Origin of the sequence: Janthinobacterium sp. FW305-128, from assembly GCF_020858135.1 — a bacterium.
Lineage (GTDB): Bacteria > Pseudomonadota > Gammaproteobacteria > Burkholderiales > Burkholderiaceae_D > Janthinobacterium.
On sequence record NZ_JACYMK010000005.1, the window covers coordinates 234,222 to 247,469 of the forward strand.

11 protein-coding genes are annotated in these 13,248 nt (G+C 61.1%); 8 read left to right on the forward strand and 3 right to left on the reverse strand.

Features of this window, described 5'->3' with window-relative positions:
- Positions 1-3 precede the first annotated feature (3 nt).
- The 8 genes from IGS60_RS12960 to IGS60_RS12995 all read left to right on the forward strand — a co-directional run bounded on the left by IGS60_RS12960 (position 4) and on the right by IGS60_RS12995 (position 6,411).
- Positions 4-834, forward strand: coding sequence for a hypothetical protein (locus IGS60_RS12960; protein ID WP_230504783.1), 831 nt, complete (start codon positions 4-6; stop codon positions 832-834).
- Positions 834-2,612 (forward strand): hypothetical protein, encoded by a 1,779-nt coding sequence (locus IGS60_RS12965; protein ID WP_230504784.1) that lies wholly within the window; start codon positions 834-836, stop codon positions 2,610-2,612. Before IGS60_RS12960 ends, IGS60_RS12965 begins: the two co-directional genes overlap by 1 nt.
- 14 nt (positions 2,613-2,626) lie before the next feature.
- On the forward strand, positions 2,627-2,809 hold the full coding sequence (locus tag IGS60_RS12970) for a hypothetical protein (RefSeq protein ID WP_230504787.1): 183 nt from the start codon (positions 2,627-2,629) through the stop codon (positions 2,807-2,809).
- Between the two features lie 76 nt (positions 2,810-2,885).
- Positions 2,886-3,314, forward strand: coding sequence for a hypothetical protein (locus IGS60_RS12975; protein WP_070313495.1), 429 nt, complete (start codon positions 2,886-2,888; stop codon positions 3,312-3,314).
- Positions 3,315-3,328: 14 nt separating this feature from the next.
- Positions 3,329-3,826 carry a glycoside hydrolase family 19 protein gene (locus IGS60_RS12980; protein WP_230504958.1) on the forward strand — a complete coding sequence of 166 codons (498 nt, stop codon included), beginning with the start codon at positions 3,329-3,331 and terminating at the stop codon, positions 3,824-3,826.
- Positions 3,823-4,149 carry a hypothetical protein gene (locus tag IGS60_RS12985; protein ID WP_230504789.1) on the forward strand — a complete coding sequence of 109 codons (327 nt, stop codon included), beginning with the start codon at positions 3,823-3,825 and terminating at the stop codon, positions 4,147-4,149. Before IGS60_RS12980 ends, IGS60_RS12985 begins: the two co-directional genes overlap by 4 nt.
- A gap of 128 nt (positions 4,150-4,277) precedes the next feature.
- Positions 4,278-4,442: a hypothetical protein gene (locus IGS60_RS12990; RefSeq protein WP_230504790.1), complete on the forward strand. Its 165-nt coding sequence runs from the start codon at positions 4,278-4,280 to the stop codon at positions 4,440-4,442.
- Between the two features lie 469 nt (positions 4,443-4,911).
- Complete coding sequence (locus tag IGS60_RS12995; RefSeq protein WP_227741997.1) at positions 4,912-6,411, forward strand: nucleobase:cation symporter-2 family protein; 1,500 nt, start codon at positions 4,912-4,914, stop codon at positions 6,409-6,411.
- Between the two features lie 41 nt (positions 6,412-6,452).
- Here the strand turns inward: IGS60_RS12995 and IGS60_RS13000 are convergent, their stop codons facing one another.
- From IGS60_RS13000 to IGS60_RS13010, 3 genes are all read right to left on the reverse strand, one after another.
- Entirely contained in the window at positions 6,453-11,495 is a 5,043-nt protein-coding gene (locus IGS60_RS13000) for a diguanylate cyclase (protein ID WP_230504792.1), read from the reverse strand.
- A 337-nt stretch (positions 11,496-11,832) separates the two neighbouring features.
- Complete coding sequence (locus tag IGS60_RS13005) at positions 11,833-12,696, reverse strand: SGNH/GDSL hydrolase family protein (protein ID WP_230504794.1); 864 nt, start codon at positions 12,694-12,696, stop codon at positions 11,833-11,835.
- 70 nt (positions 12,697-12,766) lie between these two features.
- Positions 12,767-13,099 (reverse strand): hypothetical protein, encoded by a 333-nt coding sequence (locus IGS60_RS13010; RefSeq protein WP_230504796.1) that lies wholly within the window; start codon positions 13,097-13,099, stop codon positions 12,767-12,769.
- Between the last annotated feature and the right edge of the window lie 149 nt (positions 13,100-13,248).

Below are 13,248 nucleotides of genomic sequence, written 5' to 3' on the forward strand. Positions count from 1 at the left end.
GTCATGACGAATTTACGCATCATCCACCACAATGCGGCTGACCTGGCCGTCATCACGGCATCGAGCCAGTCGGGGGGGCTCACCGCAGCAAACCTGTTGACGGACACTAAATCCGAAGTATGGCGGTCAACAGGCACAAACGCCACCCTGCGCGCTGTTTTTCCCTCGACCGCTTTGATCGGCGCCTTAGCGCTGCCATTTTGCAACTTGAGTTCGGCCGCCACCTTGCGTGTGCGCGGCTACGTATTGGCGAGCGATTCGATACCCGCATTCGACACGGGCACGGTGCAGGCTTGTGCACACCAGCCGCTGGGCGCCTGGGACTGGGGCCTGGAACCCTTGGGCGTGAATGCCTTCTCGTATGGCGGCGGCGCCTACGGGCGCATCTGGTTTGCACCGGCTTGGGTGGAAAAGCTGGAAATTGACATCGATGACGCGCTCAATCCTGCCGGCTACATCGAGGCGTCGCGCCTTGTCGCCGGCATGTACTGGTCGCCTGAAAGCAATGCCGACTATGGTGCTTCGGTGACGGCCGACGATGCCAGCCAGCATTACCGCAATGAAGGCGGTGATTTGCTGACGAATGTGGGACCGCGCAGCCGCAAGCTGGCTCTGAGCCTGACTACCATGTCGCCACGCGACCGCAGCAAGTTGATGGCCATCTTGCGCGGCAATGGCAAGTCGCGTCCGGTCTTCATCAGCCTCTTTCCGGAATCCGACGATCCCTTGCTGGAGCAGGATCACCAAGTGTACGGCAAGCTGCCGGAGGCGATTGCCGTCACCACGCCGCAATTCGAACGTTATTCCACATCCATTACTGTAGAGGAAATCTGATGCCAGCCAATTTTTATCCAGGGCAGACCGACTATCTGCGCAAGCTCAACGACTTGGCGCTTGCTAAGGATGTCGCGGATATTCCGCGCAATGCGGCTGCTGCTGCGGCCAGTGCGGCAGCGGCGGGACAGGCCGCTACCAGCGCCAGCGCAGATGCAGTTAAAGCATCCGCGCAGGCCGCATCCGCAAGCGCCGCGTTTGCTTCGCTCGACGCGCGCTATCTCGGTGCTAAAGCGCTGGCGCCGACATCGGACAACGCTGGCGCAGCGCTGCTGGCCGGCGCGACTTACTGGGACACGGTGCTGAACGGCGGCTGCCTGCGCGTATTCCAGGCTGGCACCTGGATGACGATACCCACCAACGTGGCCTCGCAAGTTGCAAGCACGCCGGCGGGTGGCATCGTTGCGACGAATGTGCAGGCCGCGCTGGCCGAATTGGATACCAAAAAAGCGGTGCGCGCGACGACGCTGGCTGGCTATGGCATTACTGATGCGCAGCCTAGCTCGTATGTGCCGGCCTGGGGCAGCATTACTGGTAAGCCACAGTTTGCGGCGGTGGCTACGTCAGGCAGCAAGGTTGATGTTGGCCTGGGTAGCGTCGACAATACGGCCGATATGGACAAGCCAGTCAGCATTACGCAAAGAGCGGCGCTGGATTTAAAAGCATCGCAGAACGGTGATGTCACACAGGACTTTAAATTAGCCAGTATTAACGGTTCGTTCATCAGCGGTATGCAGAATCGTGTCATCAACGGCGATATGCGTATCAATCAACGTGGTGTACCTAATTCGGGCACATATCTCATTGGTTATGGTTTGGATCGCTGGAACTACGATGCATCGGTGGCAGGTAAGGTTGCCTATGGCCCAAATTTTTACAATGTGGCAACTCGTGCCCCCGGCTTCCCTAATTACCTTGGTTTGGGCGCTCAAGGCGCTTATTCTGCCTCGGCTATAGAGGCATACCTCTTACAGCAGGTAATTGAGGGCAATCATTTAGCCGACCTGCAATATGGCACAGCCAGTGCAAAAACTTGCACGTTGTCCGCTTGGGTTTACTCGAACATCGCTGGTTCACATTCGGGTGCTTTATACAACATTTTGGCAAACAAAAGCTATGTGTTTTCTTTCTCGGTTCCCGTAGCGAACACATGGACGAAAATCGCTGTCTCTATCCCCGGTGACCTTGCCAGTGCGATGAACACGAATAATATGCAAGGCCTGCACCTGCGCTTTAACTTGGGGTCGGGGGCTAACTTTGTACGTCCAGTAACAGGTACTTGGATTACTGGCAACATGACAGGTGTAGCCGGTGCTGTAAACATGTTAGCTAATAATGGCAACTTCCTGATCACAGGTGTGCAGTTTGAAGTAGGCACAGCAACACCATTCTCGCGTCGCTCTATGGCAGAGGAAATGAGTCTGTGCATTCGTTACTACTGCAATTCGTTCCCTGAAGGTGCGGATGTAACTGTACTTGCTGCTGACGCGCTTGGGTTAATTTTATCGGGAGGCGAAGCTGTAGATTCTCTGGAAAATAACGGCCGTCATACGGTTAAGTTTCCTATCCCTATGCGTGCTACTCCGACGATCAATATGCGGGGCTATGTGGGCAATCCGTACAGCTGGGCATGCCAAGGTACGGCAGCTCAAGGGGGTGTCCAGGGCTTTTTGGGACAAGCCGGAGAAATTACCAATAAGTACATGAAAGTAAAGTCCAATACCTCGGCTCGTCAGTACAATATCCAAGGTAACTGGGAAGCCATCGCCGAAATTTAAGATTAGGAGAACGCATGTACACCATCGCAGAAGAGGCAAACATAATCATACGTGAATCGGACGGGGCATTCATACCGATGGATTGCCAGAACCTCGATTATATTAAATATATGGAGTGGCTTGCGGACGGGGGCGTGCCGAAGCAGTTTGAAGCCCCATTGTCTGACGCAGTGCCCGCAGACGAACGGATGACCTAAGTTCCTGTATTTCTTATACCTCATCAACAAACCCGCTTCGGCGGGTTTTTTCATTTCCACCACCTGAAAGGCAACCATGGCCCTCGAAACCACCGCCGCCGGCGGCGCATTGATCAAACTGTTTGGCGTGCCCGTGCTGGCCGGCGCCGCCGCCACGTCGCTGGGCTTCATGTTCATGTGGCCCCAAACCACCAAGGAGGCATTTATTCGTTTTTGTTCCAGCATCATCATTTCCACCTTTCTCGGCCCCGTGCTGGTGGCCGCCGTGCTGTCGTGGTGGCCCAGCCTGTTCGACAGTGCGAAAACCGTGGCGGGCCTGTATGGCGGCGACCCGGCCACGGGATTTTTATTTATCGCCGCGCCGCTGATGGTGGCGGCCGGCTTGCCTGCCTGGTGGGTACTGGGCGCCTGCGTGCGCTGGTTCGACAAGCGGCGCGGCAAGGATATCGGCGAACTGGCGGCCGATGCGGCCGCTGCCGTCAAGGATGTGCGGGGCATGCTGTGACAGGCGCGCAATTGATGCAGATCATGCCGTTGGCCGGCCGCCGCGCTACGCTGTTCCTGGCTCCGCTGAATGCGGCGATGAGCGAGTTCAGCATCGATACGCCGCTGCGCCAGGCGGCGTTTCTGGCGCAGGTGGGGCACGAATCGGGACAGTTGCGTTATGTGCGCGAGCTGGCCAGCGGCACGGCCTATGAAGGACGCGCGGACCTGGGTAATGTGGTCGCTGGCGATGGCGTGCGCTTCAAGGGGCGCGGCTTGCTGCAGGTGACGGGGCGCGCCAACTACGCGGCGTGCGGCGTGGCGCTGGATATCGACTTGCTGGCGGCGCCGCAGTTGCTGGAGCAGACGACTTTCGCATGTCGCTCGGCGGGCTGGTTCTGGCAATCGCGCGGATTGAACGGCCTGGCAGACGCGGGTGACCAGGAACGGGTGACGCGCCGCATCAACGGCGGCGTGAACGGCCTGGCAGAGCGTCTGTCCTTGTACCAGGCTGCACGCAAGGTGCTGGCATGAAGCCGTCCTGGAGCATTGTGGCCATGCTGCTGTTGCTGGGGGCAGCCGTGTTTTGCGCCCAGCGCTGGGGCCGCGAAACGGGCCGTGCCGCGTGCGCGGCGCAAGTACTCGAAGTGCAAGCCGTGTTGCGGCGTCAGAGCCAGGCGCTCGATACGATGCGGGAAGAGGGCGCACGCCGGTCGGCGCGGGTACGCCAGGCGCTGGCCACGGCGCAGACCGGGCAGGCAGACGCGCAAGCGGCGGCAGCGCGCATCCTCGCGCTGCCGCCCGAAGGCGACGCCTGCCGTGCCGCCGAGGCCTTGATCGCCAGAGAAATGCCATGAGACCGCCAGGCGAACGTGCCGGAAGGCATGCCGGCAGCCTCGCCAACCGTTTAGCCAGTTTGTTGCTGGTAAGCTTGTTGAGCGGCTGTGCGGCATGGGGGCCAGCATCGCAGGTGCAAGCTTGGCCGGTGAGCGCGCCATGCATTGCCACGCGCCCCGCCTCGCCCGCCTTGCCGGCGGTGCCAGCCCACGGCATCTTCGAGCAAGTGCAAGCCTTGCTGGCGTGCGAGCAATTGCGTGCTGCCCATGTGCGTCAGCTGGAAGCGCTGCTCGATGCCTGTGCGGGCGGCTAACAACGCCTGACTGCGCCTGATAGCGCCCACCAAAACCGTGACGGGCGCAGGGAAGGCCCGGCGTCCCGCTGGCCCGAGAAACGCCACTGCACGAAGCAGCGTGCCGCCGAGGCAGTGAGCATCGCCGGCCGCAAATGACGACGCGCATTGGTTTTTGACAGGCGTTCCACGCAGCAGTCCCCATTCACCCGTGGCCTGCCAGCACCGCCGCCTTCTGGTGCAGATGCGGGGCCGCATGCGAGAAAACGGTGCATTCACCGCCTGATTAGCTGATTTCTGGTGACTTTCGGCACAATCTCTGTATACAATCACCTGGCACGAAGCGTGCATGGCTACCTCGGTCATTCCATCCAAGGAGCTTCGCATGCATCATCGGCCGCTGGTGTGTTTCTGTCGTCCCGTTTCTGTCTTGCTTTTCCTTTTCACCTGCACCCATCCGTGCCGCGGTAACCCAGGAAATGGAGCGTAAATGGCCTCTCCCCGTCTGAAATCCATCCACCGCGGCGTGTCCGGTACCACGCCTGCCGCTCCGTCCCCCGTCGATGAAGTGCTGCCGGCCGGGAAACTGTTCACCCTGGGCTTGCAGCACGTACTCGTCATGTATGCGGGCGCCATCGCCGTGCCGCTGATCGTCGGCCGCGCGCTCAAGCTGCCGCCCGAGCAGGTGGCGGCGCTGATCAGTGCCGACCTGTTCTGCTGCGGCCTCGTGACCCTGATTCAGTCCTTGGGAATCGGCAAGCATTTCGGCATCCGTCTGCCCGTCATGATGGGCGTGACCTTTGCCGCCGTCAGTCCCATGCTGGCCATGGCGAACAATCCGGCCCTGGGCATCACCGGCATCTTTGGCGCCGTGATCGGCGCCGGCGTCGTTTCCATGCTGATCGCGCCCTTCATCAGCCGCCTGCTGGCCCTGTTTCCGCCCGTGGTCACGGGCAGCATCATCGCCGTGATCGGCGTGTCGCTGATGCGCGTGGGCGTAAACTGGGCCATGGGCGGGCCGCCCGCCATGGCGCAGATCGCCGATCCCGCTTTTCTCAAGATGGCCGCGGCCGCCACGGCGGCCGGCTTGCCCGCGCCGCCTGGCCCCGTGCCCCTGATCGCCAACCCCGGCTACGGCGCGCTGGACAACATGGGCATCGCCTTCTTCGTGCTGGCCGTCATCTTGCTAGTGGCCAAGTATGGCCGTGGTTTCCTGTCGAATATCGCCGTGTTGATCGGCATCATCTCCGGCACGGCCCTGTCGTTTGCGCTGGGCAAGGCCGACTTCGCCAAGGTGGCCAGCGCCAAGGCTTTCGCCATCGTCACGCCGTTCCAGTTCGGCATGCCGACTTTCGACCTGGTTGCCATCGTGACCATGAGCCTGGTGATGATCGTCGTCATGATCGAGTCGCTCGGTATGTTCCTGGCCTTGGGCGAGATGACGGGCAAGCGTATCGAACAGGCCGACATCAGCCGCGGCTTGCGCGTCGATGGTCTGGGGACCTTGATCGGCGGTATCTTCAATACCTTCCCGTACACGTCGTTTTCGCAAAACGTGGGACTGGTGGGCGTGACGGGCGTGCGCAGCCGCTGGGTCTGCGTGGCGGCCGGTATCCTCCTGCTCATCATGGGTGTGATCCCGAAGATCGCGCAGACGGCCGAAGCCGTGCCGGCGTTCGTGCTGGGCGGGGCGGGGCTGGTGATGTTCGGCATGGTCGCCGCCACGGGCATCCGCATTCTGGCCGGCGTCGACTACAAGAGCAACCGCAACAACCTGTTCATCGTGGCCCTGGCTATCGGCTTCGGCATGCTGCCGCTGGTGGCCGAGCAATATGCGCAGCACATGCCGAAAGTCCTGTCGCCGTTGCTGCACAGCGGCATCCTGCTGGCCGCCATCGTTGCCGTGCTGCTCAATCTGTTCTTCAACGGGCTGGCGTCAAGCGAAAAAGCGCGGCAGCAGGCGCGCGAGAACAGCCATGGCAGCGATTGAGGCATCGCCGGCGCCGTGAATGCGGTGCGCGGCGCTGCCGGTCAGCCAGGCGGCAGCACCCTGAGCACCACGCAATTGCGTCCCTCATCCTTGGCGTGGTACAGCGCGGCATCGGCCAGGCGCAGCAGGGCGTCCGGATCGGCGGCTCCCGGTGCCGGCTGGACCGCGATGCCGACGCTGATCGTCACCTGCCGCGCCTCCGCGTTCGCGTGGGAGATACCCAGATCTTCGATCGCCCGCCGCAGTGCTTCGCCGATCTGGCGCGCTTCGTCCGCGCCGGTGTTGGGCAGCACGATCGAAAACTCTTCGCCGCCATAGCGCGCCGTCAGGTCGCCCGCGCGCCGCATGCCGGCCGCCAGCGCATGCGCGACCCGCACCAGGCATGCGTCGCCGGCCTGGTGGCCGTGACTGTCGTTGAAGCGCTTGAAGTAGTCGACATCGAGCATGATGACGGCAAGCGGCCGGCCGACGCGCGTGGCACGCGCACATTCGGCACGCAATACGTCGTCGAAATGACGCCGGTTCGCCAGGCCGGTCAGACCGTCGGTGATGGACAAGGTCGCCAGTTTGCGGTTGGCGTCTTCCAGCTGTTCCGTGCGTTCGGCAACGCGCCGTTCGAGGCTGTCATGCAGCCTGGCGCTGGAGATCGAGATCATCGCCTGGGCGCCGAGCATGCGCAGGAACGCCACGCGTTCCTCCGTGAACGAGGCTTCTGCAAGCCGGTTCTCGAAATACAGGATGCCGCCGATCTGGCCGCCGTGCCGTATCGGCAGGCACATGACGGCGCGCGGCAGGTGCAACTGCACGTACGGATCGGCGGCAAAGCGCGAGGCGCCCGTGATGCAGTCTTCGATCACCTCGGCGCCGGTGCGAATGACGTAGCGCAGCAGCGACAGCGGGAACTGCGGGTCGCTGGCGGCGTTCAGGTCGAACTGGCGCGATTGCAGGACAGTGACGACATCGCCATCGATATTGGCCTCCAGCTGGTAGCTGCCTTCGGACAGCAACAGCAGGCGCGCCACCTGCGCGCCGGCGTTTTCGCACACGATGGTAATGAGGCGCATCAGCACGCTGCGCAGGCCCACTTCGTTCGACAGGATCTGCGACGCTTTCAGCAGCGACGCCAGGTCGAGCGCTGAACTGCCGTGCGTGTGGGAGACGGAATGATGTTGTGCGCCGCGGCCATCCATCCTTGACAGCAGTGCGCCATGGCGCGCCTGCAGCTGCGCTACCTTGCCCTGCGCACCCCACTGGCCGTAGTGCGCGATGGCGTCCTGGATGAAGATGCCGGCCACGCGCGCATGTCCTTGGTCGAACCAGCATTCGCCGCACAGTTCATTGCCCAGCGCTTGCATGTTGACGTAGCCCGCCAGGCCGGCCGCGTCGATCGCCTGCTGGTAGCAGCGCGTGGCCAGCTGCAGGTCTTCCCGGTAGCGTGCCATCTCGGCCATCACCAGCAGATGCTTGGCGTCGCTATTGTCCGAGCCTTGCCTGGCCCACTCGGCGAGGCTCGTTTGCAGCGTGCCGACCACGGCCAGCACATCGTTCGCATCGGCACGCGCAGGATCGCGCCGCAAGGCGCGGATCAGGATCAGCGCGGCGTAGAAGCTGCACTCGGCAACCTTGGCCTGGCCGCGCATGATCTGGGTGACGCTGCCAAGCTGGCCGGCCAGCGGCTCGGCGTCGGCGCTGTCGAACAGGTAGGCGTTGCGTATTTTCCCCTGCAAGAAGTAGGCGCGGTACAGCTGCGAGCCGCCATACTGATCGAGGAAGCGCGCCTCGCTGAAGGCCCCATCATCGTGGCTGTCGTGACGGGGCAGGAGACCCATCAGGCATTTGATCGGCTGGACCGCGGCGGCGACGCAGCAATCGGCCATCGCCTGCTGGCCGTTGGCGCGCATCAGCGCCAGGTCGTGCTCGATGTCGTGCATCAGGTGCGGCAGGTAGTCGCCGAGGATGATACGGTCGGTGGCGCGCACGGCCGCCACCACGCCGACCTGCACGAAGTCGGCGATTTCCAGCGCCCAGCCAAACGCTTCTTCGTACAGGGCGTCGGAGCTGCGCAGCGGCTGCGTCCAGTGGTTGCTGAGCGCGCCGAACATCAGGCCCGTGAGCGTGCGCGTCTGCAGGTTGGCACGGCGCCTGGCCAGCGCCATCGCCATCGCGCCGAAGGCGTAGCCGCGCGCGATGTCGCCGCTGTACAGCGCAAGCATCATCGCGTAGCCGACATAGGCGACAGCGCTGAAATCGCTGTTCCCCCGCTGCATCGACAGCCGCGTCATCGACACCACCATCAGCGCACTCAGATCCTGCTGGCCGGCGTAGTAGCTGGCCATCCACAGGCCCTGCATCATCTGCATCGCGGCCACGGCGTCCGGCTCGCACATGTCATCGGCCGCCAGCAGGGTGTCGGGCGCGTGCGCGCCAGGCTGCTGTCCGATGTCGGCGAGAATGTCGCTGAAGCGCGCCTTCATCTGCGCCACATCGTGCGGGATGTCGATGTGCAGCAGCGCCAGGCCGTCGCGCTGCACGGCAATGGCGTCGAGCAGGCGGCCCTGCAATTGATACTGGTGCGCCTGGATGGCAATGCAGCGCACCTGCTGCAAGGGGCTCAGGGAGCGGGCGCGCACCAGTGGATAGATCGCCTCGGCCGTATCGAACTGGCCGCACAGGTAAGCCGCTTCGGCCGCGCCCAGCTGCAGGTCGAGCCAAAGGCTGGCGTGGACGCTCCATGCGTGCGCCGGCAGCAGCTCGAGACCTATGCGCATGTGTTCCAGCGTGGACTGGAACGCGGCGGAACGCCGTGCCTTCACGCCGGCCTGGAGATTGAGCGTCGCCAGCTGCACGCGCTCGTCCGCATCCTTGATCAGCGCGCGACCGGCGTTGAGCTGCTCGACGATTTCAAACAGTGTTGCGTCCTGGTGCTGCGGCGCCGTATGCCGCAGGAGCAAGCGGCCGATGAGCAGATGGTTGGCCACGCGCGTAGCGTCGTCGGCGACCAGGTAGGCGGCCTGCTGCACCCGGTCGTGCAGGAAGCGGTAAGCGACGCCGCTGTTGGCCGCATCGCTGTCGCCACTGACGTACTTATAGCGTTCGTCGAGCGGCTGGATCAAGCCCGCCCTGAGCGCCGGCCACAGGTCTTGCTGCGTTTTGCGGTGAGCGCGGTCCATTGCCAGCGCGAGCGTATCGAGCGTGAAGCGGTTGCCGCAGGAGGCGGCCAGTTGCAGCAGATGCTGCGTCACCGTGGGCAGGCGGCGGATTTTTTCCAGCAGCACCTCGACCACGTTGTCGGTATATTTGGCCTGTTCTATCGCGGGCAGGTCCCAGTCCCAGCAATCGTCGGCGGCCCGGTAGCGCAGATGGCCCGTCTCATTGAGCGAAGCGAGGAACTGGTTAAGGAAAAAGGGATTGCCGGCCGTCTTGCGGTAGCAAATACTGGTCAACGGCGCACAATCGTGGGTTGCCACGCGCACGGTGGCCGAGACCATTTGCGCCACCTGCGGCTCGGTCAATGCGCTCAGTAACAGCGTCGACAGGCGTACCTCGCGGGCGAGCAGCTTGTCGCGCAGCGCGATCAGCGGATGGTCGGCGCTCACCTCGTTGTCGCGATACGCGCCGATGAACAGCATGCAGCTCTTGTCGCATGACACCATCAGCAGTTCGATCATTCGCAACGTGGCCGCATCGGCCCATTGCAGGTCGTCGAGGAACAGCGCCAGCGGATGCCCGGCGCAGGCGAAGACTTCGACGAAGCGGGGAAAGAGGCGGTCCAGGCGCAGCTGGGCCTGTGCCGGGTCCGACGCGGGCACTGCGTCCGTGGGGCCGACGATCAGCGCCAGTTGGGGAATCAGTTCGATCAGCATGCCGATGCCGCTGCCCAGCACCTCGTGCAGTTTGGCGGACCACTGCCGCAGCGTTTCCTCGGGTTGGCCGAGCAGCTGGCGCACCAGCTCCTGGAAGGCCTGGATCAGCGGGGCATACGGCACGTCGCGCTGGAGCTGGTCAAATTTACCGGACAGGAAGCAGCCGCGCCGCGCGATGATGGGCTTTTGTACTTCGTTGACGACCGCCGACTTGCCGATGCCCGAATGGCCGGCCACCAGCAGCATCTCGCACCTGCCCGCGGCGCTGCGTTCAAATGCCGCCAGCAGCACGGCGATGGCATCCTCGCGCCCGTGCAGCGTTTGCGGCACGAGGAAACGGCCGTTGTGGTCGGACAGCTTGAGCGTCTGCGCCGGCTTTTGCGCGCGGCATGCTTCGAGATCGCTGCGCAAGCCCTGCAGGCTCTGGTAGCGCTGATCGGCATTTTTTTCCAGCAGCCGCTGGATGATCGGCAGCAGCTGGCCAGGCAAGCTTGCCAGCGCCGGGTGCGACCAGTCGGGACTGCGCGCAATGTGGCAATGCACGAGTTCCATCTCGTCGCCCGTCTCGAACGGCGCCTGGCCGGCCAGCAGCTCGTAGAAGGTGGCGCCCAGCGCATAGAAATCGGCGCGCCAATCGACGCGCCGGTTCATGCGTCCGGTCTGTTCCGGCGCCATGTAGCGCAGCGTGCCTTCCAGCGTCTGGAGATTGGCGATGCCATGGCTTTCGTACGGCAGTTCGCAGGCGATGCCGAAGTCGATCAGCTGCAGCAGGCGCCGGCCGCCATTCCACACCAGATTGGCGGGATTGATGTCTTTGTGGATCACGCCCTGACGATGAACCTCGTCCAGCGCCGCGCACAGTTGCACCGCGATGTCGAAAAAGTCGTCCAGCGCCAAGGCGGGTTGCGACGGCATCCTGCGCGCCGCCACCTGCGCACGCAACACCTGGTCGAGCGCCTGGCCGCCGCAATCTTCCACGATCATCGTCCAGCACCCGCCGTGCAGCTGCAGCGCCAGCGGATGCGCCACGCCCGGATGCCGGCAGCGGCGCGCGATCGCATACTCGCGCTTGAATTGCGCCAGTTGCTGAAAGGAGAGGAACTGCTGATTGGGTTTCTTGACGATCAGCGCGGTGCCATCGGCGGCCCTGGCACGGTAAACCCGTGAGCGGACACCGCTGTGCAGCTGTTTGATGATCTCGTGGTCGAAAAGAGAGCGCATGGGCTAGCAGTACACAGACGGTTGCGGGAGCCTGGAGGCGCACATTTCGGAATATTACTTGATTGTAAGTATTATATCAGTAGGGGGCTTTGGAGGAGGGAGAGGGGGGCGGGGTGTTGTAAAAACGTCAGTGGGAGCAGGTTAGCCCGGGTGTGGGAATTGATCGTGATGACAGTCGCGGCAAGGTGAAGAAGTAGAGGTGATGGAGGTGTCGGAATTTACAGACAAGGAAGAGTTACGCGTAGATGCCGCACCTCGGCCAGCACATGCTATTGGGCAAGATACAAAAGGATTTTCTGGAATTGAGGAAGCCTCCATACCTTTCTTGAACTAGTTATCACTTAGGTGCAAGTCCATCGCCTTGCAATATGGGTAGCCACACATTGTGCGCAATTTTTTCGAAACCCGTCGACGTTGGATGAAGCTCGTTAGCCCAGTCGTCGTCACCTAAGGTGCCGCGACTATCGACAAGACGAACGCGGCCGGGATAACGAGCGACCAACCCCTTCAACCGCAAAGTGAACTCGTCGATCAAAAAACGGATGCAGGAATCCTGCAGGTGGGTAGGCACGTTTGCGACTACTAGCGATGCTCGCAGCCATTTGCTTTCGGCACCAAAGATGCCGATACCTGTTGGCCGAGCATAGTCGTAGTTATGTAAATAGATCTTCGTTGGACCGGTTGCATTTTGCGTCGTATTCCAAGTTGCACCAATTATCTTGTCGATAAGAGCGATGAAGCTTCCCGTAACTTTATTTAAAAATCGGTTCAGGCTTTTCTCGTCATCACCGGATCGGTAGCAAGCTTCAGCCGAAGTGCAGGCGGAGCAGTCTTTTAGCAGTAGCGGGCGCATATCGGATAGGCCGGCGAAGTCGTTCCCTCCACCGCTTATGAAAACAGCCGACAAAGAATCCCCATGTAGTTGTAATGCGGTCTGAATTCTTCTTTTATAGGTTCCGTAAATATAATCGTAGGCTTCGGCACCGTTATTTCCGTGAGCTAGAATGTAATGCTCCTTTTTTTCAACCAAATTTCCTAATTTGCTTAATAATGAGCCACCAAGAAGAGGATACCAGAACCAGCTGTCGCCGATTGCCAATATTGACGGCTGATGAAAATCGTTCTGCATCATGGTCTCGTCCCAATAAACATTTTTGTTGTGCATGATAATTTCTCCAGTATGAACCATCTTTGAATTCATGCTTAGGATTCTTGCTGGAAAGCGGACAGATCCCTAAGCATTACGAATATTTTTTCCTCTGGCGATGAGGTCAAGCAGGTGAGAATGTGCGAAACGCGCTTATGGAATTTTTTGATAATTTGTATTTTTGTGTTTCATCGGTATAAGAAATGGTGCCTGATTCTATTGGTTGCTTCGGTGCGTCTTCCTTAATTGGCTGAGTAAATTTCTCAATCTGACAATTTGATGCTAAATTAAATTTCATTCCGTCATCAGTTTTTTGAAACTGTGACTGTATATAATTTTCTTTTTGATGGATTGTTAAGATTGGCTCTCTATTAGTCAGCAGAGAGCTAATTAGGTTCATTTTTTGGATTCGAATGGCACCGCCGGCCTTGACGCCGCCGTGAGGCTGCTTGAACAAGCTGATGGTGCTCGCCAGCTCGTCCTCGCTGGCTTTTATCGCCGCCGCACGGCCATGGTCAGCCGCTTTTCTAGAGAGCGTTTGACGTCACTCTGTGGGCGGTGATGGCGGCGATCACGCCGGGGCAGGGGGCAGGGCGTCGTCCTCAT

What these genes read in the sequence shown, in the direction of transcription:
- IGS60_RS12960 (WP_230504783.1), top strand. Translation starts at nt 4, where the DNA reads ATGACGAATTTACGCATCATCCACCACAATGCGGCTGACCTGGCCGTC.
- IGS60_RS12965 (WP_230504784.1), top strand. Translation starts at nt 834, where the DNA reads ATGCCAGCCAATTTTTATCCAGGGCAGACCGACTATCTGCGCAAGCTC.
- IGS60_RS12970 (WP_230504787.1), top strand. Translation starts at nt 2,627, where the DNA reads ATGTACACCATCGCAGAAGAGGCAAACATAATCATACGTGAATCGGAC.
- IGS60_RS12975 (WP_070313495.1), top strand. Translation starts at nt 2,886, where the DNA reads ATGGCCCTCGAAACCACCGCCGCCGGCGGCGCATTGATCAAACTGTTT.
- IGS60_RS12980 (WP_230504958.1), top strand. Translation starts at nt 3,329, where the DNA reads ATGCAGATCATGCCGTTGGCCGGCCGCCGCGCTACGCTGTTCCTGGCT.
- IGS60_RS12985 (WP_230504789.1), top strand. Translation starts at nt 3,823, where the DNA reads ATGAAGCCGTCCTGGAGCATTGTGGCCATGCTGCTGTTGCTGGGGGCA.
- IGS60_RS12995 (WP_227741997.1), top strand. Translation starts at nt 4,912, where the DNA reads ATGGCCTCTCCCCGTCTGAAATCCATCCACCGCGGCGTGTCCGGTACC.
- IGS60_RS13000 (WP_230504792.1), bottom strand. Translation starts at nt 11,495, where the DNA reads ATGCGCTCTCTTTTCGACCACGAGATCATCAAACAGCTGCACAGCGGT.
- IGS60_RS13005 (WP_230504794.1), bottom strand. Translation starts at nt 12,696, where the DNA reads ATGAATTCAAAGATGGTTCATACTGGAGAAATTATCATGCACAACAAA.